The organism is Plantactinospora sp. A48 (assembly GCF_055793945.1).
Genome location: NZ_JBTIXF010000016.1, coordinates 1 through 22554 on the forward strand (window position 1 = coordinate 1; position 22554 = coordinate 22554).

General features: G+C 72.7%; 22 protein-coding genes. 8 read left to right on the forward strand and 14 right to left on the reverse strand.

What is annotated here, in order from left to right; genetic code table 11:
- Positions 1-218: 218 nt before the first annotated feature.
- From ACXN5W_RS11395 to ACXN5W_RS11405, 3 genes are read right to left on the reverse strand one after another with little or no spacing between them, the layout of a single operon-like run.
- Positions 219-566: a DUF6510 family protein gene (locus tag ACXN5W_RS11395; protein ID WP_473158181.1), complete on the reverse strand. Its 348-nt coding sequence runs from the start codon at positions 564-566 to the stop codon at positions 219-221.
- 2 nt (positions 567-568) lie between these two features.
- The gene (locus tag ACXN5W_RS11400; protein WP_473158182.1) at positions 569-1333 is read right to left on the reverse strand and encodes a ferredoxin reductase; all 765 of its coding nucleotides are present in this window, start codon (positions 1331-1333) and stop codon (positions 569-571) included.
- Complete coding sequence (locus ACXN5W_RS11405; protein WP_473158268.1) at positions 1303-1893, reverse strand: sulfite oxidase-like oxidoreductase; 591 nt, start codon at positions 1891-1893, stop codon at positions 1303-1305. The genes ACXN5W_RS11400 and ACXN5W_RS11405 overlap by 31 nt, the downstream gene beginning before the upstream one ends.
- Before the next feature lie 111 nt (positions 1894-2004).
- Between ACXN5W_RS11405 and ACXN5W_RS11410 the strand changes: the two genes are divergently transcribed.
- Complete coding sequence (locus ACXN5W_RS11410) at positions 2005-2997, forward strand: SCO6745 family protein (protein WP_473158183.1); 993 nt, start codon at positions 2005-2007, stop codon at positions 2995-2997.
- A 265-nt stretch (positions 2998-3262) separates the two neighbouring features.
- Here the strand turns inward: ACXN5W_RS11410 and ACXN5W_RS11415 are convergent, their stop codons facing one another.
- On the reverse strand, positions 3263-4261 hold the full coding sequence (locus ACXN5W_RS11415) for a TerC family protein (protein WP_473158269.1): 999 nt from the start codon (positions 4259-4261) through the stop codon (positions 3263-3265).
- Between the two features lie 346 nt (positions 4262-4607).
- On the opposite strand from ACXN5W_RS11415, the gene ACXN5W_RS11420 reads away from it, so the two are divergent.
- Entirely contained in the window at positions 4608-5777 is a 1170-nt protein-coding gene (locus ACXN5W_RS11420) for a CaiB/BaiF CoA transferase family protein (protein WP_473158184.1), read from the forward strand.
- Positions 5778-5932: 155 nt separating this feature from the next.
- Here the strand turns inward: ACXN5W_RS11420 and ACXN5W_RS11425 are convergent, their stop codons facing one another.
- A complete protein-coding gene (locus ACXN5W_RS11425) occupies positions 5933-6334 on the reverse strand; it encodes a DUF2267 domain-containing protein (protein ID WP_473158185.1) in 402 nt (133 codons plus the stop codon).
- Between the two features lie 156 nt (positions 6335-6490).
- Here ACXN5W_RS11425 and ACXN5W_RS11430 point away from each other — a divergent pair, with 156 nt between their 5' ends.
- Positions 6491-6760: a DUF2795 domain-containing protein gene (locus tag ACXN5W_RS11430; RefSeq protein WP_473158186.1), complete on the forward strand. Its 270-nt coding sequence runs from the start codon at positions 6491-6493 to the stop codon at positions 6758-6760.
- A 9-nt stretch (positions 6761-6769) separates the two neighbouring features.
- Positions 6770-7462: a DUF1345 domain-containing protein gene (locus ACXN5W_RS11435; protein ID WP_473158187.1), complete on the forward strand. Its 693-nt coding sequence runs from the start codon at positions 6770-6772 to the stop codon at positions 7460-7462.
- 261 nt (positions 7463-7723) lie between these two features.
- Here ACXN5W_RS11435 and lpdA read toward each other — a convergent pair whose 3' ends face one another.
- The 5 genes from lpdA to ACXN5W_RS11460 form a co-directional block, all read right to left on the reverse strand.
- Positions 7724-9124, reverse strand: coding sequence for a dihydrolipoyl dehydrogenase (gene lpdA / locus ACXN5W_RS11440; RefSeq protein ID WP_473158188.1), 1401 nt, complete (start codon positions 9122-9124; stop codon positions 7724-7726).
- A 118-nt stretch (positions 9125-9242) separates the two neighbouring features.
- The gene (locus tag ACXN5W_RS11445) at positions 9243-9923 is read right to left on the reverse strand and encodes a hypothetical protein (protein ID WP_473158189.1); all 681 of its coding nucleotides are present in this window, start codon (positions 9921-9923) and stop codon (positions 9243-9245) included.
- 142 nt (positions 9924-10065) lie between these two features.
- Entirely contained in the window at positions 10066-11040 is a 975-nt protein-coding gene (locus ACXN5W_RS11450) for a pirin family protein (protein ID WP_473158190.1), read from the reverse strand.
- Between the two features lie 140 nt (positions 11041-11180).
- Positions 11181-12455, reverse strand: a complete 1275-nt coding sequence (locus ACXN5W_RS11455) for a low temperature requirement protein A (RefSeq protein WP_473158191.1) — start codon at positions 12453-12455, stop codon at positions 11181-11183.
- Between the two features lie 147 nt (positions 12456-12602).
- Positions 12603-13295, reverse strand: coding sequence for a TetR/AcrR family transcriptional regulator C-terminal domain-containing protein (locus tag ACXN5W_RS11460; protein ID WP_473158192.1), 693 nt, complete (start codon positions 13293-13295; stop codon positions 12603-12605).
- Positions 13296-13349: 54 nt separating this feature from the next.
- Here ACXN5W_RS11460 and ACXN5W_RS11465 point away from each other — a divergent pair, with 54 nt between their 5' ends.
- Complete coding sequence (locus ACXN5W_RS11465; RefSeq protein WP_473158193.1) at positions 13350-14468, forward strand: FAD-dependent oxidoreductase; 1119 nt, start codon at positions 13350-13352, stop codon at positions 14466-14468.
- A 78-nt stretch (positions 14469-14546) separates the two neighbouring features.
- Here ACXN5W_RS11465 and ACXN5W_RS11470 read toward each other — a convergent pair whose 3' ends face one another.
- Positions 14547-15206, reverse strand: a complete 660-nt coding sequence (locus ACXN5W_RS11470; protein WP_473158194.1) for a hypothetical protein — start codon at positions 15204-15206, stop codon at positions 14547-14549.
- Between the two features lie 491 nt (positions 15207-15697).
- On the opposite strand from ACXN5W_RS11470, the gene ACXN5W_RS11475 reads away from it, so the two are divergent.
- The 3 genes from ACXN5W_RS11475 (at position 15698) to ACXN5W_RS11485 (ending at position 19146) form a co-directional block, all read left to right on the forward strand.
- Positions 15698-16498 (forward strand): L,D-transpeptidase family protein, encoded by an 801-nt coding sequence (locus ACXN5W_RS11475; protein ID WP_473158195.1) that lies wholly within the window; start codon positions 15698-15700, stop codon positions 16496-16498.
- A 101-nt stretch (positions 16499-16599) separates the two neighbouring features.
- Positions 16600-17109 carry a GNAT family N-acetyltransferase gene (locus ACXN5W_RS11480; RefSeq protein WP_473158196.1) on the forward strand — a complete coding sequence of 170 codons (510 nt, stop codon included), beginning with the start codon at positions 16600-16602 and terminating at the stop codon, positions 17107-17109.
- Positions 17110-17352: 243 nt separating this feature from the next.
- Positions 17353-19146: a bifunctional metallophosphatase/5'-nucleotidase gene (locus ACXN5W_RS11485; RefSeq protein ID WP_473158197.1), complete on the forward strand. Its 1794-nt coding sequence runs from the start codon at positions 17353-17355 to the stop codon at positions 19144-19146.
- A gap of 133 nt (positions 19147-19279) precedes the next feature.
- Here ACXN5W_RS11485 and ACXN5W_RS11490 read toward each other — a convergent pair whose 3' ends face one another.
- The 3 genes from ACXN5W_RS11490 to ACXN5W_RS11500 all read right to left on the reverse strand — a co-directional run bounded on the left by ACXN5W_RS11490 (position 19280) and on the right by ACXN5W_RS11500 (position 22474).
- The gene (locus tag ACXN5W_RS11490) at positions 19280-19627 is read right to left on the reverse strand and encodes a hypothetical protein (protein WP_473158198.1); all 348 of its coding nucleotides are present in this window, start codon (positions 19625-19627) and stop codon (positions 19280-19282) included.
- 289 nt (positions 19628-19916) lie between these two features.
- The gene (locus ACXN5W_RS11495; protein ID WP_473158199.1) at positions 19917-20660 is read right to left on the reverse strand and encodes a hypothetical protein; all 744 of its coding nucleotides are present in this window, start codon (positions 20658-20660) and stop codon (positions 19917-19919) included.
- Between the two features lie 14 nt (positions 20661-20674).
- Positions 20675-22474 carry a DUF4012 domain-containing protein gene (locus ACXN5W_RS11500; protein ID WP_473158200.1) on the reverse strand — a complete coding sequence of 600 codons (1800 nt, stop codon included), beginning with the start codon at positions 22472-22474 and terminating at the stop codon, positions 20675-20677.
- Positions 22475-22554 lie beyond the last annotated feature (80 nt).

Below are 22554 nucleotides of genomic sequence, written 5' to 3' on the forward strand. Positions count from 1 at the left end.
GCGACCCGGCGGGAACTGTGGGTTGGGTGGGGGGGTGGGTGGGTTTTCCGCCCGCGAAACCCCCCCCCAACACCGTGCCTGGTCACTCACCTGACGAACGGAGTAGTTCCCCCAGCCACGGACCCGGGCCGGGACCGGCTGACGAACGGCGTACGTGCCCCAGCCACCGGCCGGGACCGGCTTCGGGCAGCACCGAGCGGCGAGAGCCGGGCGATCAGTCAGCCGTCGATCGGGTCGGAAAGTTCGGTCAGCACCGGTTCGCGGGTGCGCCGATCGGCCTCCACCGGGCCGAGTTCGTCCGCCGGCAGCGGCACCCGCAGGTACGTCGCGCCGCGCAGGTCCAGCCACGCGCTGTCCGGGGCGCGGACCAGCCGCAACACGACGGCGGTGCAACCCGAGCACCGGGCCACCAGGCCGGGCGCGTGCGCGTACACCCGCAGGTCGGCCAGCGGACCGGTGAGGCCGCAGTTCGCGCACCGCCCGGTGGCCGTCGACACCTCGACGGCGAACACCTCCCGGAGCGGACCGGCCAGCATGTTGCCGTCCAGGTACTCGCCGTCGTGCATCTTCAACCTCCCGTGGGTCCGAACCGCTCGGTCCGGACCCGGCGGGGTTCGTGGCCGAGCGAGACGAGGATGTCGGCGACCGTCTCGACGAACCCGGTCGGACCGCAGACGTAACAGGCCGGCTCGAACGACGGCGGCCAGCCGTTGGAGTTGATGTCGGCCACCGAGATCCGGCGGGCCGGTCCCGGCCGGTTCGCCGGAGCCTCCCGGGTGAAGACCTGGAACACGTCCAACCCGGCGTCATCCCGGGCCCGGCGGCGCAGCTCGGCCGCGTAGAGGACGTCCCGCTCGGTGCGTACCGAGTAGATCAACCGGAACGGCACCCGACTGCCGGCCTCGCGCCGGGCCCGGACCATGGCCATCAGCGGCACGATCCCGGATCCACCGCCCACCAGCAGCACGGGCGCCGGATCGTCGGGCCGCCACACGAACCAGCCACCCACCGGGCCCCGGATCTCCACCGGGTCGCCGGGGGCCAGGACGTCCAGCAGGTACGACGAGACCTCGCCGTCCGGCACCCGCTGCACGGTCAGTTCGATCCGGCCCGCCTCGGCGGGCCCGGCCAGCGAGTAGGAGCGCTCGGCGCGGTAACCGTCCGGGGCGGTGAGCCGGACATCGACATGCTGGCCGGGCAGATGACCCGGCCAGTCCGGCACGTCCAGCACCAGCGTGGCGGCGGTCTCGGTCTCGGGCCGCCGTTCCACCAGATGGGTGACCCGCCAGCCCAGCCGGCCGGTCAGTCGCCCTGGTACCGCTGCTCGCGCCACGGATCACCGTACTCGTGGTAGCCGGCGGTCTCCCAGAAGCCGGGCTCGTCAGCCACCGTGAGCCGGATGCCGCGCAGCCACTTGGCGGACTTCCAGAAGTACAGGTGCGGGACCAGCAGCCGGGCCGGCCCGCCGTGCTCCGGGGCGAGGTCCTCGTCCTCGAACCGGTACGCCACCCACGCCTGCCCGCCACGCAGGTCGTCCAGCGGCAGGTTCGTGGTGTAGCCGCCGTACGAGTGCGCGACCATGAAGTCGGCGGCCGTGTCGACGCCGTCGAGCAGGGTGTCCAGCGACACCCCGGTCCACCGGGTGCCGAGCTTGGACCAGCGGGTGACACAGTGGATGTCCAGCGTCGGCGTCTCGGCCGGCAGGGCCAGGAACTCCGACCAGGTCCACGCGTACTCCGTGCCGGTCTCGGTGGTGACCGTGAACTCCCACTCGTCGGGGTGGATCCGCGGGGTCGGTCCAGCGGACAGCACGGGGAAGTCGTCCACCAGGTACTGGCCGGGTGGAAGGTCCGGACGCCCACCCCGGCGCCGACCGGTGAAACCGGGAGACACTATGCCCACCCGCTAGTCGTACCACCTCCAGGGTAAGGAAGGGCCCCTTGTTATCGCTTTCTGATGTAGCGGGGCCCCTTTTTAACCCGTTGGGAGGGTGACGTGACGGCGATGGCGAGGCGGATGTGGCGGTTGTTCGAACCGGTGCACGCGGTGACCTACTTCGCGCCGCGGGCGCGGGCCGAGTACGAGGCGGCGGGCCTGCGCGGGTTCTGGCGCGGCTATTTCGCGGGCCGGGCCGCGCCGCTCGGTCCGGTCGGTCCCGGGCCGGTTGAGGCGATCTTCTTCGGTTTCGCACCCGGCATGGTGGCCCGGGCCGTGCCGGACGTCTGGCAGCGGCTGGCGCCGTCGGGCGTGCTGGCGGCCCGGCTCGACGGCGCCCGGCGCGCGCTGGCGGCACTCATCGACGCCCCGAACCCGACCGAGGCCGTCCCTGGCCCAGCCAAGGCAATACCGGACCCGACCGAGGTCGCCCCGGACCCGACCGAGGTCGCCCCGGACCCGACCGAGGTCGCCCCGGACCCGACCGAGGTCGCCCCGGACCCGACCGAGGTCGCCCCGGACCCGGCCGAGGTCGCCCCGGGCCTGACCGAGGTCGCCGCGCAACTGCGGGCGGTGGCCGAGCGGATCGACCGGCCGGGCCGGCCGTTGGGCGCGGCCAACGCGGATCTGCCCTGGCCGGAGGATCCGCTGGGCACGATCTGGCAGGCCGCCACCGTGCTGCGGGAACATCGGGGGGACGGGCATGTCGCCGCCCTGCTGACCCACGGACTCGACGGGGCCGAGTCACTGGTCTGGCGATCGTCCCTGGACGGTGACCGCCGGGCGCTGCAACCGGTCCGCGGCTGGACCGACGAGGAGTGGGACCTGGCCCGGGACCGGCTGACCGAGCGGGGTTGGCTCGACGCCGAGGGTCGGGCCACCGCCGCCGCGACCGCCGCGCGGGACGAGATCGAAGCGGTCACCGACGCGCTCGCCGAGGGCCCGTGGCGGGTGCTCGGCCCGGACCGCACGGAACGGCTCGCAGAACTGTTGACGCCGCTGTCGGCCGCCGCCGCGACGCTGCTGCCGTACCCGAATCCGATCGGGCTCGCGCCCCGCTGATGCGGACCCGCCGCGCGCACGACGAACCCCGGCGGCCGTGCGCGGCGGGCCCCGACGCCTCCCCCCGAGGCGGGCCCGGGCCGCTGGTCGAACGGCCCTCAGCGCCGCCGGGCCCAGGCGACAGACGCCGGGCCCAGGCCGCACGCACGGGGCCCGCTCAACGCACGGGGCCCGCTCAACGCACGGGGCCCGCTCAGCCCATGGGGACCGCTCAACGCACGGGGCCCGCTCAGCCCATGGGGACTGTTCAACGTACGGGGGCCGTTCAACGCGGGGCGGGCTCCGCGCGGTCGGTACGGGTGGCCCGCAGGCTGGTCACGGTCACCACCGCGAGGATGCCGACGATCACGCCGAGCGAGGCCAGGGTCGGGATCTGCGGTACGCCCGGCCACACCCCGTGCGCCCAGTGCAGCCCGAGCTTCACCCCGATGAAGGCGAGGATGACCGCCAGGCCGTAACTGAGGTGTACGAGCCGGCTGAGCGCGGCGTGCAGCACGAAGTACAGCGCGCGCAGGCCGAGCAGGGCGAAGGCGTTGGTGGCGAAGACCAGGTACGGGTCCTCGGTGATGCCGTACACCGCCGGTATCGAGTCCACCGCGAACACCACGTCGGTGCCGAGCACCGCGACCACCACGAGCGCCAGCGGGGTGAGCGCGCGCCGGCCGGCGATCCGGGTGGTCAGAGCGGGACCGTGGTACTCGTCGGTCACCGGCATGAGCCGGCGCAGCAGCCGGACCGAGCGCATCCTGGCGATGTCCACCTGCTGGTCGTGGCCGCGTACCGCGTCCCGGAGCAGTTTCCCGGCGGTGGCGATGAGGATCGCGGCGAACAGCAGGAACGCCCAGTCGAGGGTCTCCAACGCCGCCGCGCCGACCGCGATGAAGACGCCCCGCAGCACCAGGGCACCGGCGATGCCGTACAACAGGACCCGCTGGGCCAGCACCGCCGGCACGGCGAACGCGGCCAGCAGCAGCATGAAGACGAACAGGTTGTCCACCGAGAGGGACTTCTCGACCAGGTAGCCGGTCAGGTACTCCAGCCCGCGCTCCGAGTCGTACCGCTGCCAGACGTACACCGCGAAGGCCAGCGGCAGGGCTATGTAGAAGGCCGACCAGCCGAGCGCCTCCCGCAGCGACACCTCGTGCGGGCGGCGGGTGACCAGGAAGTCGAGCACCAGCAGCGCCAGCACGCCGGCGATGGTCACGGCCCACAGCGTGGGGGTGCCCACGGAACTCAGGGCGACGGCGGGGAACTGCGCGGTCATCCGGATGGCCTCCTCGAACACGCTGACATGTCCGAGGTCTCCTTCACCCAGCACCGTGGGCAACCACCCGAGGCGGCCGGGACGCCGTACTGACCGGGATGGTTCGTGGGAAGTACTCCCCTCGCTGGGTAAGGTTAGGCGAGCCTTGGTCGACTGGGCAAGGAACCACGGCTGTGAGTTCCCTGGCCGGCCGGGTCGCCGGTCCCGGCACCGCCGGTGCTGACCTGTCTCCCGCCGCCGCCGGTGCTGACCTGTCTCCCGGCGCCGCCGGTGCTGACCTGTCTCCCGGCGCCGCCGGTGTTGACCTGTCTCCCGGCACCGCCGGTGCTGACCTATCGTGATGCCGGTGACCGAGGAGATCCCGCCGGCCGGGCCGCTGTCCGGCGTCCGGGTGGTCGAGCTGGCCGGGATCGGTCCCGGCCCGTTCGCCGCCATGCTGCTCGCCGACATGGGCGCCGACGTGGTCCGGGTGGATCGGACCACGGAGGTACGACCGGAGCTGTTCGGAACCCCGCACCCCGACCTGCTGCTGCGGGGCCGCCGGTCGGTGGGGCTGGACCTGAAGAACGCGGCCGGCCGGGACCTCGTACTGGATCTCGTGGCCCGCTCGGACGTGCTGCTGGAGGGGTTCCGGCCGGGCGTCACCGAGCGGCTGGGCCTCGGGCCGGCGGACTGTCACGGGGTCAACCCCCGACTGGTGTACGGCCGGATGACCGGATGGGGACAGGACGGCCCGTACGCCCAGCACGCCGGACACGACATCGACTACCTGGCGCTGACCGGTGCCCTGCACGGCATCGGTCGGGCCGGTGAGCCGCCCGTACCCCCGATGAACCTGCTGGGCGACTTCGGTGGTGGGGCGATGATGCTGGCCTTCGGGGTGGTCTGTGCCCTGTACGCCGTCCGGTCCGGCGCCCCCGGTCAGGTGGTCGACGCCGCGATCGTCGACGGGGTGAGCCTGCTGTCCACCCAGATCCACGCGCTGCGCGGGATGGGGCTGTGGCGGGACGGGCGCGGGGTGAACCTGCTCGACGGCGGGGCGCCGTTCTACACCACCTACGAGTGTGCCGACGGCCGTTACCTGGCGGTCGGGGCGCTGGAGCCGCGCTTCTACGCCGAGCTGGTCGAACGCGCCGGCTTCGAGCCGCCGTCGGGCGAGGGACGGGACCGCACCGACCCCGCGCAGTGGCCGGCCGGCCGGCGGCACTGGGCCGAGCTGTTCCGCGCGCGTACCCGGGACGAGTGGATGGCGTTGCTGGGCGACGGCGACGCCTGCGTGGCGCCCGTGCTCGACTGGGACGAGGCGCCCCGGCATCCGCACCTGGCCGCCCGGGGCACGTTCATCGCCCCGGGCGGGGTGACCCAACCGGCACCGGCGCCCCGGCTCAGCCACACCCCGGGCGCCGTGCGGCGGCCGCCCGGGCAGCCCGGCGAGCACACCGACGAGGTGCTCGGGGAGCTGGGCCTGTCCCCCGACCGGATCGCCACCCTGCGCGACTCGGGCGCGGTCGCCTGAGCCGACCACACGCCGCCGACCACACACCACCGCCCACACGCCACCGACCACACACCGCCGCCCGCCGACGGCAGCGGTGGCGGCGCGGTGGGTGGTGAGTGGTGGGTTAACAAGGGGCCCCTGCTCTACAAAATGCGATAAGAGGGGGCCCTTCCTTACAGGCGGGGGCGGGTGGTCGGGGCGGGGGCCGGCTCGATCATCGCCTGGTAGTCGTCCGGCAGCCGGGCCACCAGCTCGTCGAACTCGTCGCCGGTGACGGCCTCGTGCAGGGTCTCGAACAGCGCCCGTACGGCGTCCCGGGCCGCCGGTTCGGTCACGCCGGCCCGCTCGGCGACCCGTCGGGCGAACTCGGCCGCGTCGAACAGCTCGGCGTCCTCGTCCGGCGGGCGGAGCAGGCCCTGCAACGGCAGCGGTAACTGGGCGGCCAGGTCCAGTGCCTCCCCCGCGGTCAGCCGGTCGTTGAGGGTTTCCAGGGTGGCCCGGCTCAGTTCGACGGCCCGGTCGCCCGGCACCCTGGCCCGGCGGGCCACGAGATCCACGAAGGTGTCGTAGTTCATGGCGGCGACTACCCGCCGCTCCCGTCGGCTAACAGGCGTGACCGGCCCACCGGCGGGTATGCGGCGGCGCCGGCCCGGCGAGCCGGGTATGCGGCGACGGCCGGACCGGCGACCTCCGGGACCGGCGGCGGACAACGGCGTGAGGAGGGCGGCGGCATGGTGACCGACGAGCAGGTGATGCGGTACCTCTCGGCCTTGGACTACCCGGCCGAGAAGGCGGAGATCCTCCGGGAGGCCGAGCGGGAAGGCGCCCCGTACGAGGTGCTGCGGGCGCTGCGCGCTCTCCCGCCGGTGGACTACGGCAACACCAACGAGGTGGTCCGGTCGGCCCGCACGGACGTGGCGCCCGAGGTGGGCCCGGCCGATCGGGCCGCCAAGGCCCGCGACCGGCACCAGCGGGTGGCCCGGAACCTGCGTTCGATCTGACGGCGGCCGGTGCGACGGCGCGTCGAGGATCATCCGAGGTCGGCCGGCGGGAAGCTGCGTCCACTGCGGGACCGGCCGGCGCACGCGCCCGTCCAACTCGCCGGGATGGCTCTGACCGGGGTGTGTGCCGGCGTGCTGTTCGGCCGGTACAACTCGGTCCCGTTGGCCCCCCTGGTGGGCTGGGACGTGGCGGCGCTGGCCTATCTGGCCTGGGTGTGGACCCGGATCTGGCCGATGGACGCCAGCCGCACCTCCCGGCTGGCCGTACGGGAGGATCCGGGACGCGGTGCGCGTGAGGTGCTGCTGCTGTCCGCGTGCCTGACCAGTCTGCTCGCCGTGACGTTCGTGCTGACCGGGGCCCGGGGCCAGCCCGCCGCCGGGGAGCAGTTGCACGTCGGGCTCGGGGTGGCCAGCGTGCTGGTCTCCTGGGCGATGGTGCACACCATCTTCACCGCCCGCTACGCCCGGTTGTACTACACCGGTCTCGACGGTGGGATCAACTTCAACCAGGCCGCCCCGCCACGCTACTCGGACTTCGCCTATGTGGCGTTCACCATCGGAGTCACGTTCCAGGTGTCCGACACCAACCTGACCAGCGGGGAGATCCGCCGGACCGTGTTGTGGCACGCGCTGCTGTCGTACCTGTTCGGGGCCGTGATCATCGCGGTCACCATCAACCTGCTGGCCGGTCTGGTCCGCTGAACGTGCCCGCCGGCAGAGCGGTGCAGGCCAGCCGAGCGGGCCGTGCCACGCGGCGGGAGGCCGGACGGGGTGCCCGGGCACGGCAGGCGTGTCCGGGACACCGCGTCCGGCCGCACCCCGGCGACCCCGGGCGCCCGAACCGGGCGCACCCGCCGGATGGCGGCCACCGACCCGGCGCGGGCCGGCACTGCTACCGGGACCATCGTACGAAGGCTTTTCATCCGATGGGCCCGGAACGCGAGAAAAATGGCGAAGCGGTGATCACATGTTGATCATGTGGCCGGCCAGGCCGTGCAGCGCCTCCTTCACCGCCTCGCCGAGCGTCGGGTGGGCGTGGACGTTGCGGGCCAACTCGTGCACGGTGAGGTCCCACTGCTGGGCCAGGGTGAGTTCGGGCAGCAGTTCGGTGACGTCGGGACCGATCAGGTGGCCGCCGAGCAGCTCGCCGTACCGGGCGTCGCTGACCAGCTTGACGAAACCACCGGGGTCGGCGAGCCCGTGCGCCTTGCCGTTCGCGCTGAACGGGAACTTCGCCACCCGTACGTCGAAGCCCCGCTCCCGGGCCTGTGCCTCGGTGAGCCCGAAGCTGGCGATCTGCGGCTGGCAGTACGTGGCCCGCGGGATCATCGTGAAGTCGAGTTCCATCGTCTCGGCCCCGGCGATGGTTTCGGCCGCGATGACACCCATCGCCTCGGCCGCGTGCGCGAGCATCAGCTTGGCGGTCACGTCCCCGATCGCGTACAGGTGCGGGACACTGGTCCGGCCCCGGCCGTCGACGTCGATGGCACCCCGCTCGGTCAGCCGGACGCCGGTGTTCTCCAGGCCGTAGCCGGTGACCCGGGGTTGGAAGCCGATCGCCTGCAGGACCTTGTCGGCGGTCAGCACCTGCCGGTTGCCGTCCCGACTCACCGTCACCCGGACCTGGTCGCCCGAGTCGTCGATGTCCTCCACCCGGGTCGAGGTGAGCACCGTGACGCCGAGTTTGCGGTACCGGCGGGCCAGCTCCTTCGACACCTCCTCGTCCTCGGTCGGCACCATCCGGTCGAGGAACTCCACGATGGTGACCTCGACGCCGTAGCTGCGCAGCACGTACGCGAACTCGACCCCGATGGCCCCGGCGCCGGCGATGACGACGCTGGCCGGCAGTTCGTCGGCGAGGATCTGCTCCTCGTACGTGACCACCCGCGGCGACAGCGCGGTGCCGGGCAGCAGCCGGGTGCTGGCACCGGCGGCGATGATGCAGTGGTCGAAGGTGACCGTCGAGGTGCTCCCGTCGGCACCGGCGACCGAGAGGGTGTGCGGGTCGACGAACGTGCCCCGCCCGTCGTACTGGGTGATCCGGTTCTTGCGCATCAGGTAGTGGACGCCCTTGACCCGGCCGTCGGCGACGACCCGGCTACGCCGGTGGGCCGCCCGGTAGTCGAAACTGACCCGCCCGTCCACCTGGATGCCGAAGGTCTCGGCCTCGCTGGTGAACAGGTGGACGAGTTCGGCGTTGCGCAGCAGCGCCTTGGACGGGATGCACCCGACGTTCAGGCACACCCCACCCCAGTAGCGCTCCTCAACCACCGCGACGGACAGGCCGAGTTGGGCGGCGCGGACGGCGGCCGTGTAGCCGCCCGGTCCCGCGCCGAGGACGACGACGTCATGGTGTTGCGTCATACCGACGAGCCTAGGCCGCGCTGGATCATGGAGCGTTTCCGGTCCCCACAGCCGTGGGCCACCCGTGTCCGTCGTGGGCCGGCCACCCGCACCGGCGGCGCAGCGACGCCCTGGCGGATCAGCCGAGAGCGCCGGACCGCAGTGTGCCGTAGGAGTTCTCCGCGTCCGCCCGCGCCAGGGCCCCGACCAGCCAGGCGAACCGTTCCGACTCCCGGCCGCCGATCAGCCCGGCCAGTTCCCGGGCGGAGCGACCCAGGCCCAGCTTGCGGGCGGCGGCCAGGGCGCGGCGGTCGGCCACCGGACCGGTCTCCGGCCACAGCGCCTGCGCCTCCCGCAGGAACAGGTCGACCACCACCTCGTCCACGCCGGGCAGGCCGGTGAGCAGGGCACGTTCCCGGTCCGGCCGGTAGCGGGCGGCGACCCGCAGCCGGCGCAGGTCGCCACGGTAGCGGTCCAGCAGGGCCCTGGCCAGGTCGCCGAGCACGGTGGCCAGCCCGGTCGCGTCACCGCCGCGCCATCCGCACTCGCGCAGCAGCGCGGCCCGGTCCTCGGCCAGTGACCGGGCCAGCCGGGCCGCCGAGTCCCAGCCCCGGTCCCGCAGGGCGCGGGCGGTCACCGTGGCCCGGCCCACGTCGCCGGTCCGGCGTAGCAGCACGGCGAGGTACAGCACCTGGAACAGGCTGCCGGGGTTGTTGGTGACCCGCAGCCCGTACGCCTCCGCGAAGCCTCGCCCGGTGGCCAGGAGCCGCCGGACCATCCGCTTCTTCCGTTCGGTTTCCGAGTCGACGGTACTGGTCATGCGGCCCGCGTACCCGTCCTGCGGGTCGGCACGCTACCCGGCCGGAGGCGTCTGGCCGGTCCGCCGCAGCGCTCTGGTCGGTCCGGCCGCAGCGCTCTGGTCGGTCCGGCCGCAGGTGTCTGGCCGGTCCGGCCGTGGCCGGCTATTCGGTCCGGCCGTGCCGGTCGCGGGCCTTGAGTCGGGTGGTCGGCATCTCCGGGGCGGGCAGTGGCGGGGCGGGGTCGTCGGCCACCACGCCGAACCGGCGGCCGGCGGCCCAGTCGGCGCGGGCCTCGACGATCTCCTCGTGCGAGCGACCCACAAAGTTCCACCACATCACCAGCGGATCGTCGAACGGCTCCCCGCCGAGCACGACCAGCCGGGTCGGCTCCGCGGCGGTCAGCGCCAGGTCGGCCCGACCGGTACCCAGGTACAGCAGCGTTCCCGGGGTCAGCTGCGCGCCGGCCACCTCGACCCGGCCGGACAGCAGCAGCACGCCGTGTTCGTACGACGGGCGCAGCGGGAGTCGGGTGGTGCCACCGGCCGGCAGCGCCACCTGGGCGCCGACCAGTGGGGAGTGGACGGCGGCCGGCGACCGTTCGCCCTCGATCCCGCCCACCAGCACGGTGACCTCGGCAGCGCCGATCCGCAGCACGGGCATCGCCGGGTGGTGGGCGAAGCCCGGTGCGCCGTGCCGGGCCCCCTCCGGCAGCGCGATCCACAGTTGCAGGCCGTGCATGACCGGCGGATGCTCCGGCGGTGACTGTTCCGAGTGCGCGATGCCGCGCCCGGAGGTCATCAGGTTGAGCTCCCCCGGCCGGACCGACCGGGCGTTGCCCAGGCTGTCCCGGTGCAGGATCTCCCCCTCCACCAGCCAGGTCACGGTCTGCAGCCCGGTGTGCGGGTGCGGCGGTACCCGCATGCCGGGGCGCCCGGCCACGTCGTCGGGCCCGAAATGGTCGACGAAGCACCACGCGCCGATCATCCGGCGCTGCCGGTGCGGCAGCAGCCGCCGCACCGTGGTGTACCGGCCCAGCGGCACGTCGTGGCCCGGCAGCAGCACGCTGGCCGGCTCACCGGACGGCAGCGCCGTCCCGGCCGGCTGGATCTCGGCGGGCATCGGCTCGACAACGCTCATCCGACGACTCTACGGCGCCCGCCACCAGTCCGGCCCGGCTACGACCGGTCGTCCCCGGCCGGTCCGATCCGGCTACGACCGGTCGTCCCCGGCCGGTCCGATCCGGCTACGACCGGTCGTCCCCGGCCGGTCCGGTCCGGCTACGACCGGTCGTCCCCGGCCGGTCCGGTCCGGTTCGGGTCCGGCCCAGCGGACGGTTCCGGCCGGTCGGGCCGTCTGATCGCCCGGGGCGGCCGGCCGGTCCGCGTCGGCGGGTGGGGCACGCTGGGATTCCGCCGCCAACCCAGCACGTCACCGACGGCGACGCCGGCGAGGATCACCGTCATCGTCGTGCCGACCGCGATCGGTGGCAGCACCAGCATGGCCGGCGCCGTGACCACCAGCACGCCCAGCCCGGCCAACCGGGAGAACGAGATCCGGCTGAACACCGTGTACTCGAGGCCGGCGCGGCCGATCAGGAACAGCACCGGACCGGCGACGATCGCGGCGGTCCACGACGGCCGAGGGTCGGACAGCGGCGTACCGATCATCAGCCGGGCGGCGACGGCCACCGCGACCGACGCCGCCACCATCAGCAGATGGCTGTACGCGGTCGAGCGTCCCAGGTGGGTCGGGTCCTCGGCCACGGCGAGGGACTCGGTCATCAGCTCGCCGGCGCGGTAGATGTAGATCCGCCAGAGCAGGCCGGTGATGACGAACGAGATCGTCAGGGCCGCCACGCTGTCCAACCCGAAGGGCCGGGCGCCGAAGGTGGAGCCGGCCACCAGGATGTCGCCGCCGAGCGCGATGATGATGATCTGGCGGTACCGCTCCGAGGTGTGCTCGGCGGCCAACCACCACTCGGAGGTGCGGGAGCGACCCAGGCCCGGGGTCGGGTAGTCCAGCCGGGCCGCCGCGTAGTCGATCGTCACGGCCAACGCCCACAGCGCCAGCCGGCACCGGCCGCCGTACGCCGCGCCGAGCAGCCACGGCACGGCCGAGACCAGGAACCAGAACAGCGTACGCAGGCTCCGGCGCCGCAGCGTCGGCTCCGGTACGGCGAGAACCAGGTACGCCGCCCGGCCGACCTGGGCGGTCACGTAGGCGCCCGCGAACATCCAGCCACGGGTGCCGAAGGCTCCCGGCACGGACGCCGCCATTACCAGGCTGACCAGCATGATCGCCAGAACCACGAGCTGGGTCGCCGACCGGTCCGGGTCGAACTGGTCGGTCATCCAGACCGTCATGAGCCAGAGCCACCAGACCGCGGGCAGCAGCACCAGGGTCTGCCACAGGTCCGTCCAGTGCAGTTGATCGACCAGTTGCTGGGAGACGCGCTCCAGCGCGAAGACGAACGCCAGATCGAAGTACAGCTCCAGGAACGCCACGTGCTGCGGACCGGTCGGGTCACGCAGCAGTTTCGGGTCCCGTGGCATCAAGTTCCAGGGTGGTCGGTCGGCGGTCTCGCCAGTCGTATCACGGACCGGCCGGACGCCGGGACAAAACGCCGAACGCCGCCGACGACGGGATCAGACCCGGCCGCCGTGATCCTCCGACCGTGAAGTGGACGCGAGGGCCGCGCGTCACGCCGGCGGCTGGGTGAGTCTGGCGGCCACGGCGTCGAGGACCCAGTCCAGGCCGGTGGCGAAGGATGTCTCGGCGTCCACGTCCGTGCTGTCGTGCACGACCCTGGTCAGTACCGGGAACCGGCCGGTGGCCAGCATTCTCGTCACGTGCGGGCCGGCCGCGCGCCGCCAGTCGCGCTTGGACAGACCCGTGACGCGCTCGGCCCGCAGGCTCGCGATCTCGCGCCGGATCGCACCGATGAGGTAGGCGCTGACAGTCTCCGCGGCCCGCATGACGGTGTCGATGTCGGCGAGGCCGTCGAGGGCGGCCAGCTTGGCCTCGGTCACGGCGAGGCCGTTGGGGCCCAGGGTCGGGCGGCCACCGAGCAGGTCGGCCAGCCAGGGGTGGCGAAGGGTGGCCTGCCTGGTGCGGTGAGCGAGCAGACGCAGTGCCGCCCGCCAGTCATCGGGCTGTTCGGCGGGGAGAATCTCGGCGTGGACCTCGTCCACCATGAGGTCGAACAGCTCCTGCTTGGTGGCGATGTAGCCGTACAGCCGCATCGGGCCGGCGTTCAGCCGCGCGGCCACCTTGCGCAGCGACACCGCCTCCAGGCCGCCCTCGTCGGCCAGCGCGACGGCGGCGGCGACGATCCGCTCGCGGTCGAGCGGCACGGGGGGATTCGGCGGCTCCGGCCGGTCCCACACGGTCATGGTCACTCCCCTGCTGTTGCGGTGCATCGTAAGGGAGAAATACAGTGTATCGACATGAGACATCGTATCGCTGTGGTCGGGGCCGGTCCCGCGGGTCTTACCTTCGCCCGTGTCCTGCACCGCCACGGCTGCCCCGTCACCGTGCTCGAACGCGATCCCGCCCCCGATGCCCGGCCCCCGGGAGGCACGCTCGACCTGCACGAGGGGCTGGGCCAGTTGGCGCTGGCCAAGGCGGGGTTGCTGGCGAGGTTCCAGACGCTGTCCCGTCCCGAAGGGCAGGCCATGCGCATCCTGGACCCGGACGGCACCGTCCTGCGCGACTGGCGACCCGGGCCGGACGAGCGGGCCAATCCCGAGATCGACCGCGGGCAACTGCGTGACCTGCTGCTCGGTCCCCTCGACGTCCGGTGGGGGCGGGCCGTGACGCAGGTGGTGCCAGGTACCCGGGACGGCGTCCTGGTCCAGTTCGCGGACGGGCGGCAGGAGACGTTCGACCTCGTGGTCGGCGCGGACGGCGCCTGGTCCCGGATCCGTCCCGCGGTCTCGCCGGTGACGCCGCACTACACCGGCGTCACCTCGGTGGAGACCTCCCTCGACGACGTGGACACCCGTCACCCCGACCTCGCCCGGTTGATCGGCGACGGTTCGGTGGCCGCGTACGGCGTGAACCGCTCCATCGTCGCCCAGCGCAACAGCGGCGGTCACGTCAAGGTGTACGCCAAGTTCCGCGCGCCGCTGGACTGGCACGCGGGCCTGGACCTGGCCGACGTCGAGGCCGTCCGATCGAGCCTGCTGGCCCTGTTCGACGGCTGGGCCGCTCCCGTCCTCGACCTCCTCCGCCGCGGCACCGCCTTCGTCCACCGCCCGTTCCACGTCCTGCCCGTGGCCCACACCTGGACCCACGTGCCCGGGGTGACGCTCCTGGGTGACGCCGCCCACCTGATGCCGCCACTGGGGGTCGGCGCGAACCTCGCGATGCTGGAAGGCGCCGAACTCGCCGAATCCATCGCCAGCGACCCGGCGGACCTGGACGAGGCCGTTCGCGCCTTCGAGGAACAGCTGTGGACCCGGGCCGGCAGATGGGCGAAGATCACGGCGGCCGGTCTGGACCGCCTCGTGAGCCCGGACCCCGCCGAAGCCATCGCCCAGTTCGACCAGGTCCAGCCGTCCTGACCGCCGAACGCGAGCGCGTACGGATGCCGAAAGGCCCCGGTCACCGCCGTGGCGATGACCGGGGCCCGGTCGGTTGACTCAGCCGTTCCAGTACTGGGCGACCAGATCGGCGGCCTGCGACTCCCACTGCGCGTAGGCGTCCGGGTAGGCCGACACCTGCACCCGCTGGGCGGCGGCCGTGAGCGGCAGGTCCCGCCAGCCAGGGACGTTCTTCAGGCCGTTGAGGAACGCCGTGGTCGAGTACGACGGATCGGTGACCTGATCCGGCGTACCCCAGCCCGACGACGGCCGCTGCTGGAACAGGCCCAGCGAGTCGTGGTCGTTGGCCGCGCCGAGGTGGCCCAGGTTCTCCAGCTTGGACTCCTGCAGCGACGTGGCGACCGCGATCACCGCGGCCCGCTCGTCCAGGTCGGCCTTCCTGGTCGCCTCGACGATCGCCTTGGCGTTGGCCCGCTGCTCGTCGTTCAGGTTGATCCGCGACTGCGCACCCTGGGTGCCGTGCGGGATCAGCCTGGCCTTGTCCGGCGCCTTGGCCTTGTCCGGCGCCTTGTCCGGCGCCTTGGCCTTGTCCGGCGCGGCCGGCTGGTCGGCCTTCATGGTCTGCGTTACCGCTACCGGCCTGCTCACCGGGGCCGACCCGGTGGTGTCGGCCAGGCCCGGCCCGGAGGCCATGGCACCGGCGAACGACAGGCCGATGGCGGCCAGCATGCCCTTGTGCAGGATCGTGTTCGTGTTCATGGAGAGCTCCATTCGGGGGTCGACGCCGCACGCGGGGGATCGCGCGGGCGTGAGCACCAACTCGTGGGGCGCTCGAAGGGGGATGGACCTCCGGTACCGCTGGCGGACCAGGGGGCGGTCCACCGGGCGCCGGACCCGGTGTAACGACCGCCGCCGGCCCGGCATTCCATCGCGGGCGGCTCCACCACCTGGTCAGAGGCGCTGGTACGCGGCCGTACGGTGGATGTAACGACCGGCTCCCCGCCGCCATTCCGCCGGCGGGATGCCGCCGGTCACAGCCGGATCGGACACCGGGCCCCGGACCGGACAGCCGACCCCGGACCGGACGATCACCCGGGCCATCGAGATCTTGGACGCAAACCGTTCACCGGGAACGGTTTGCGTCCAAGATCTTCAGTGGCGCGGACGAGCGGACGGCCGGTCGGCACTTCCCGATGGTCCCCGAACGGGATTACCGTTCAGGTTCGGGGAAACTCGCCCAGGGAGGACGAATGACTTCCATCGGCACAGCAACGGACAATTACCGACCCCGCTCCGGCTGGCGACGTACCACTGTCGTCCTGGCCGCCAGCGGAGCCCTGCTGGCGCCCACCGGCGCCGCCTGGGCCGGCGGCCCGGCCGGTACCGGGATGCCACCGCCCAGCGCGCTCGCCGCCGGCACGGCGGTCCAGGCCGGCGCTGCCACCGGCACGGCGGTGCGGCTCGGCACCGTGTTCGCCGCGGCCCGGCCGACGCTGAAGCAGGGGGCCAGGGGCAGTGTGGTCACCACGCTGCAGAAGCGCCTGACGGCCCTGCACTACGACGTCGGCGGGGTGGACGGCGACTTCGGCTCGTCCACCTTCCACGCTGTGGTCGCGTTCCAGAAGGTGAACGGGCTGGCCCGGGACGGCATCGTCGGGCCGCGCACCTGGGCGGCCCTGGACCACCCGGTCATCCCGAAGCCGAAGTACCGGCACTCCGGGTACGCGGTGGAGGCCAGCCTCAGCCGGCAGGTTGTCTACCTGACCCGCAACGGTGCCGTGGTGCGCGTCGTGGACGCCTCCTCGGGCAAGGCCAGCACGCCCACCCCCACCGGCAACTACCACGTCACCCGACGGATCGACGGTTGGCGGCAGAGTTCCCTCGGCCTGCTGTGGCGGCCGAACTACTTCACCGGCGGGTACGCCGTCCACGGGGCGAACTCGGTGCCCAACTACCCGGCCAGCCACGGCTGCGTCCGGGTGACCGTCCCGGCGATGAACCGACTCTGGTCGATCCTCGGCGTCAACACGCCGGTACACATCTACCGCTGACCGGTCACGGGTCGACCCGGCGGAACGCGGCCAGCGGACCGCCGGGGCCCGCCCACCTGCCACCCGTGACCAGCGCGGCCGGCGCCACTAAGATCACCGTCATGGACGGAGTACGCACCGCGGGGACGGCACGCCGGGCCACGCCGGCCGACGCCCTCGAACTGGTCCGGCTGCGTGCCGTGATGCTGGCCGGCATGGGTGGCGGAGCACCGGCGGACGGGCCGTGGCGGACGGCGGCGGCCGAGACGCTGCGTACCCGGCTGGCCGAGCCGGAACCCACGCTCGTGGCGTTCGTGGTGGACCGGGACGGCACCGGTGGGCTGGCCGCGTGCGCGGTGGGCACCGTGGAGTACCGGTTGGGCGGTCCGGACAACCCGAGCGGCCGGGTCGGCTACGTGTTCAATGTGGCCACCGACCCGGACCAGCGCCGACGCGGACACTCCCGGTGTTGCGTCGGCGCACTGCTCGACTGGTTCCGGGCGGCCGGCATCCAGAAGATCGACCTGCGCGCCTCGGCAGCCGGCGAACCGCTGTACCGGTCGCTCGGCTTCGTCCGTACCGCCGATCCGGCCATGCGGCTGCGGCTGCCGGCGCCCGACCCGGCCGGCTGACCCGCCGGCTGATCCGACCTGACGCGACCCGGCCGACCTGTCGCGACCCGGCCGACCTGTCGCGCCGGGCCGCCCGGTTGACCAGCCAGGCCACGGCCGGCCCGGACCCCGACGTCGATGGCCGGTGGGTGAACATCCCGGGCCACCGCGCCGACCGGGGCGCTCTTCCCCCGGCCACCCTGGGTCGTTATGGTGCCGTGCGGTGCCCACGAGGCGCCTCCGACCTTCGGCGAAAGGCCCCTCATGCCCTCTCCCTCCGGCCCATCGCGCCGCACGGTGCTGGCCACCGCGGCGGCTGCGGCCGCCGCCCCGCTGGTGACCGCCGGTCCCGCGCGGGCGCAGGCGACCTCCGGTTCCAGAACCTGGAACCTCACGATCCTGGGTACGTCCGACACCCACGGCAACGTCTACAACTGGGACTACTACAAGGACGCCGAGTTCGACGACGCGAAGCACAACGACGTCGGCCTGGCCAAGATCGCCACCCTGGTCAACCAGATCCGGGCCGAGCGCCGCGGCAAGGGCGTCCTGGTGCTGGACGCCGGGGACACCATCCAGGGCATCCCGCTGGCCACCTACTACGCCAAGCAGGAGCCGATCACCACGACCGGCGCGAAGCACCCGATGGCCCGCGCCATGAACGTCATCGACTACGACGCGGTCACGCTGGGCAATCACGAGTTCAACTACGGCCTGCCGTTGCTGCAACTGTGGATCCGCCAGCTCGGGTTCCCGGCGCTGGCCGCCAACGCCGTCAACGCCGCGACCGGCAAGCCCGCCTTCCTGCCGTACGTCATCAAGGACGTCGACCTCGGCTTCGGCGTACCCCCGCTGAAGGTCGGCATCCTCGGCCTGACCAACCCCGGCGTGGCGATCTGGGACCGGGGCAACGTCGAGGGCCGGCTCCGGTTCGACGACATGATCGCGACCGCCGCGAAGTACGTGCCGCTCATGCGGGCCCGGGGCGCGGAGGTCGTGGTGCTGTCGGCGCACGGTGGCGACAGCGGCACCTCCAGTTACGGCCCGGAGCTGCCGAACGAGAACCCGACGGCGCTGATCGCCCAGCAGGTACCGGGCATCGACGCGATCCTGTTCGGGCACGCGCACAACGAGATCCCCGAGAAGTTCGTGACCAACACCCAGACCGGCGCGGCGGTGCTGACCTCGGAGCCGTCCAAGTGGGGGCAGCGGCTGACCCGGATGGACTTCACGCTCACCCGCGAACACGGGCGGTGGGTGGTCACGGACAAGCACGCCACGACGCTCAACAGCAACACCGTGGTCGAGGACCCGAAGGTGCTGTCCGCCGTACGCACCCAGCACAACAAGACCGTCGCGTACGTCAACCAGGTGGTCGCCAACTCGGTCACCGAACTGTCGGCCGCCGAATCCCGGTACCGGGACACCCCGATCCTCGACTACATCAACAAGGTGCAGACCGACACCGTGACCGCCGCGCTGGCCGGCGGGCAGTACGCGGACCTGCCGGTGCTGTCGATCGCCGCGCCGTTCAGCCGGGACGCGGTCTTCCCGGCGGGCCAGGTGAAGATCAAGGATGTGGCCGGCCTCTACATCTACGACAACACCCTGGAGGCCGTGGTGCTCAGCGGCGCCGAGGTGCGGGCGTACCTGGAGTACTCGGCCAAGTACTTCGTGACGCTGGCCCCGGGCGCGCCGGTCGACCCGGCCACCATCAGCGACCCGACCGTGCCGGACTACAACTACGACACGCTGTCCGGGGTGGACTACGACATCGACATCAGTCGGCCGGTCGGTCAGCGGATCACCCGGCTCACCCACGCCGGCACCGACACCCCGGTCGGGGCCGACGAGCGGTTCGTGGTGGCGGTGAACAACTACCGGCGCAGCGGCGGTGGCAACTTCCCCGGCATCGTGAAGACCCAGGTCTACAACGAGCAGCGGGAGATCCGCCAACTGCTCATCGACTGGGCGCAGACCAAGGGTGTCATCGACCCGAAGGACTTCTTCGAGGACAACTGGCGGCTGGTCCGGGACGGCGTCCCGGTCTTCGCCTGAGGTGTAAGGAAGGGCCCCCTGTTATCGCTTTTCGTATAGCAGGGGGCCCCTCTTAACACTCGCGGCAGGTGATGACTGACCCTCGCGGCAGGTGGTGGCTGGCCTTCGTGGCGCGCGACGGCTCCGCGGCCGGTCAGGCCGGCACGTCCTCCGTGGCGATACCCCGGTAGCGCCGCAGCCTCCGGTGGGTACGCTCGGCCGCCAGCCCGGCCAGCAGCATGCACACGGTCCCGACCGCCAGCACCGCGGCCAGCGTCCGGTCGTCGGTCCAGGCCGCCGCGGACAGCGCTACCGCCGCCGAAACCAGCAGCAGCCAACGGCGCGCCCGCCAGCGGTGCAGCCAGTCGCGTACCAACCTGTCGACACGTGGATCGCTGGTCCGGCCGTCCCGCAGTGCGCCACGGACCAACTCCCGGGTGACGCCGTCACCGCCGACGATCATCGGCTCGCCGCCGAACCACCGGTACGCCGTGGAATCCATCGATCCTCCCGAAGCTCGCGCGACCCCGTACCCCGGTGATGGTCCGGCTACACCCGACGGGCCGAATTGATCGGCCGACGGCGAACCCGGGCGGACCGACGGCGGCGGCAGCCAGCCGGGCGGGCCGCGAGCCGACGGCGGCGGCAGCGACCCGGTGGGTCGACGGCGGTAGCCGGCGTCGGCCCGGGTCGCTCCACCGGCAGTAACCGGCGGAGCGACCCGGGCCGCTCAGCGCTCCGGTACCTCAACTCGGACAACCCGACGTGGGTACCTCAGCGCGTGGATCACCTCAGCGTGTTGATCCGCCCGGAACGGTCCGGCCACGCCGACGCCGCCAGACGACGGTGAGCAGTACCATCAGCGCACCGAGTGTCACCGTGGCCAGACCGATGGTCAGCTCCGGTCCGATGCTGCTACCGGTGACCGGCAGCGGCCTGCCGTCGTGATCCCGGGGCAGGACGGTCAGCACCAGCGTGGCGGTGAGACCGGTCCGCAGACCCCGACCGGTGACCTCGATGCTGCCGGCCCGGCAGATCCGGACGTGGACCACGAAGTGACCGTCGGAGTCCGCCTGGACCTCGATCGGGCTCGGCAGCCGTCCGCCATTGCAGACAGCGCCGTCGTGACCGTCCCTGCCGTCCCGGTCATGGCCGTCACGTCCGTCCATGCCGTCGGCCAACAGCGCCGGCGGCGCTGGCGGCGCCATGGCGCCCACTCCGCCGGCCTCGTCGGGCACCGCCCGCACCCCGGCCGCCGTCGGCAGCAGGTCGAACGTCAACCGGACGGTCTCACCGGCGCCGTACCCGTCGCCGACGATGGTCGCCGTTTCCCCGACCACGATCGTCGGGTCCGGGCTGGTCAACGTCGGACCGGTCGGCGGGTACGACGGCTGCGGCGTGACAGTCGCCGTGGGCGCCGCGGTCGGGGAGACGCTGGGCTGCGGCGTGAAAGGCTGAGCAGCCCCCGCCGCGGTCGGGATGCCCACGAGGGCGACCCCGGCTGTAATCGCGATCATGATGCGGGATAGCCGCATGGCAGATCCTCTCTTCACTCGTCGCACGATGGCGTGGAACTGATGCGGGTGGTCCATGGGGTGACTCCCGGACCGAGCCAGAGATCGGCCGGGCCGGTGGCGCTGGGCGGGGCGAGCAGGCCGACCTCGAGTACCCGGTGTTGCCCGGGACGCAGGTCGACGACGGCGATCCCGACCTGACGACGTCGCTCCCGGCCGGTGCCGAGACCGATCCGCCGACCGTCGAGCTGGGCCGAGGTCACGCTGCCGCCGGCCGGGCTGTAGATCGTCGCGAGGGTGCGGGTGGTGTAGGGGTCACCGGCCATGCCGAGCCCGAGCACCGCGGGGGTGAGTCCGGAACGGGGGGCGGTCGAGCCGAGGGTGGCCCGCAGCGTCCATTCCCGCCAGCCGCCCGGCCGGCAGGCGCCCGCCGTCAACTCGGCGGAGCGGGTCAGGTAGTAGCCGAGCTTGGCGCCGCTGCCGTCGTTCAGGAACACCCCGACGGTCGGCCGGGTCTCCCGGTCCGGCAGCACGCCGGCGATCCGGGACTGGGCCAGCGCGGCCTGCTCGGCGGGGTGGGCGCTCCAGGCCAGCAGCCGGCGCTCGTCGAGGGCCCGGTCGAGCGCGGTGAGCAGGGTTCCGGTATCGACGGGACGGCTGAGCAGCGCGTCGAAGACCGCGCGGGCGGCGTCGGCGAAGTAGGCGTCCTGGTCGTCCTCGTCGGCCATCCGCAGATACACGTCGGACAGCAGCGCGCGCACCGCCGTACCACTGGTCAGGGTCGGGCCGCCGGGCACCGCGACCGGACCGGTGCTGGCCAGCAGGTACGACAGCGCGACCGGATCCGTGGCCAGCACGCCGTCGACCCAGCGCCCGGTGTGGGCGTGGTACATGGCCCGGTAGAGCCGGGCGGCGGTGGAGAAGTCCGGGGTGAGGTTGACGTCCGCCGGGTACGTGCTGGGTAGCTGCCCGTACAGACCGCGTACCGCCGGATCAAGCGGAAGGATCGGCGTGATGTAACCGTTCGCCTTCCGCGCGTTGTACATCTGTGCGGCCGACCCCTGCCCGGTCAGTTCGATCCGGCCGTCGTGCGCGCGTAGCACCGCGAAGGAACCCAGCATGCCCCCGGTGGCTCGGGACTCCGCGAGGTTCTGGAAGGCGAGCAGGTAGGTGCGGTCGCCTGATCCGCCGAGCAGGGCGGGCAGCAGCGTTGTCGCGCGGTGGGCCGCGGAGGTCAGCCGGGCGACCCGGTCGAGGGTCGCGTCCAGTTCCCGGACGGCCGCGCGGACGGAGTCCACCAGTTCGGGCTCGGGTGGCCGGAATGCCGTCCGGACCCGCTGCACGGCGGCGTCCGCGGCGGACACCCGATCGGCGGTACGGCGCAGCACGGTCAGGTCGATCCGGCCGCGGTGCGGCAGCAGCCCGTCGACGGGTACCTCGACGAGTTCCGGAAAGGCCCGTCTGGCCAGTTCGTCGACCGCCACCGAGACATCACGTACCGCGCGGAGGTTCGCGCCGGCCGCTGGCGCGTGGGCCGCGAGCCGCCACAGTGGGTCCGCGCCCGCGGCGCGGGCCGCCGCGGTCTGCCGTTGGAGCGCGTCGAGGGTGCGGCGCGCCTGGGCGTCGTCCCCGGCGCGCAACTGCTCGCCCAGTTGCCGGGCCAACGCGACGGCGCCGGTGAGGTGTCCGCTGGTCTGCCACACACGCCCGCCCAGCCAGCCCGCGGTGAGCGCCAGCATCGATCCGGTGACCAGCAGGGCGAGCAGGGTGGACCGGACCGGCCGCCGGCGCCACCAACGCCGGGTCAGGAGTCGTCTCGTCCCCGAACCAGTCACGCTCGCCGACCTCCAGATCGACTAATCGGTCTTACATGCCAAATGCTCTATAATCTGTATAGCATGCCGATTAGCCGATG

Coding starts and splice junctions, on each gene's coding strand:
- ACXN5W_RS11395 (WP_473158181.1), bottom strand. CDS start 566: ATGCACGACGGCGAGTACCTGGACGGCAACATGCTGGCCGGTCCGCTC.
- ACXN5W_RS11410 (WP_473158183.1), top strand. CDS start 2,005: ATGGCGAGGCGGATGTGGCGGTTGTTCGAACCGGTGCACGCGGTGACC.
- ACXN5W_RS11415 (WP_473158269.1), bottom strand. CDS start 4,261: ATGACCGCGCAGTTCCCCGCCGTCGCCCTGAGTTCCGTGGGCACCCCC.
- ACXN5W_RS11425 (WP_473158185.1), bottom strand. CDS start 6,334: ATGAACTACGACACCTTCGTGGATCTCGTGGCCCGCCGGGCCAGGGTG.
- ACXN5W_RS11430 (WP_473158186.1), top strand. CDS start 6,491: ATGGTGACCGACGAGCAGGTGATGCGGTACCTCTCGGCCTTGGACTAC.
- lpdA (WP_473158188.1), bottom strand. CDS start 9,124: ATGACGCAACACCATGACGTCGTCGTCCTCGGCGCGGGACCGGGCGGC.
- ACXN5W_RS11445 (WP_473158189.1), bottom strand. CDS start 9,923: ATGACCAGTACCGTCGACTCGGAAACCGAACGGAAGAAGCGGATGGTC.
- ACXN5W_RS11450 (WP_473158190.1), bottom strand. CDS start 11,040: ATGAGCGTTGTCGAGCCGATGCCCGCCGAGATCCAGCCGGCCGGGACG.
- ACXN5W_RS11455 (WP_473158191.1), bottom strand. CDS start 12,455: ATGCCACGGGACCCGAAACTGCTGCGTGACCCGACCGGTCCGCAGCAC.
- ACXN5W_RS11460 (WP_473158192.1), bottom strand. CDS start 13,295: ATGACCGTGTGGGACCGGCCGGAGCCGCCGAATCCCCCCGTGCCGCTC.
- ACXN5W_RS11465 (WP_473158193.1), top strand. CDS start 13,350: ATGAGACATCGTATCGCTGTGGTCGGGGCCGGTCCCGCGGGTCTTACC.
- ACXN5W_RS11470 (WP_473158194.1), bottom strand. CDS start 15,206: ATGAACACGAACACGATCCTGCACAAGGGCATGCTGGCCGCCATCGGC.
- ACXN5W_RS11475 (WP_473158195.1), top strand. CDS start 15,698: ATGACTTCCATCGGCACAGCAACGGACAATTACCGACCCCGCTCCGGC.
- ACXN5W_RS11480 (WP_473158196.1), top strand. CDS start 16,600: ATGGACGGAGTACGCACCGCGGGGACGGCACGCCGGGCCACGCCGGCC.
- ACXN5W_RS11485 (WP_473158197.1), top strand. CDS start 17,353: ATGCCCTCTCCCTCCGGCCCATCGCGCCGCACGGTGCTGGCCACCGCG.
- ACXN5W_RS11490 (WP_473158198.1), bottom strand. CDS start 19,627: ATGGATTCCACGGCGTACCGGTGGTTCGGCGGCGAGCCGATGATCGTC.
- ACXN5W_RS11495 (WP_473158199.1), bottom strand. CDS start 20,660: ATGCGGCTATCCCGCATCATGATCGCGATTACAGCCGGGGTCGCCCTC.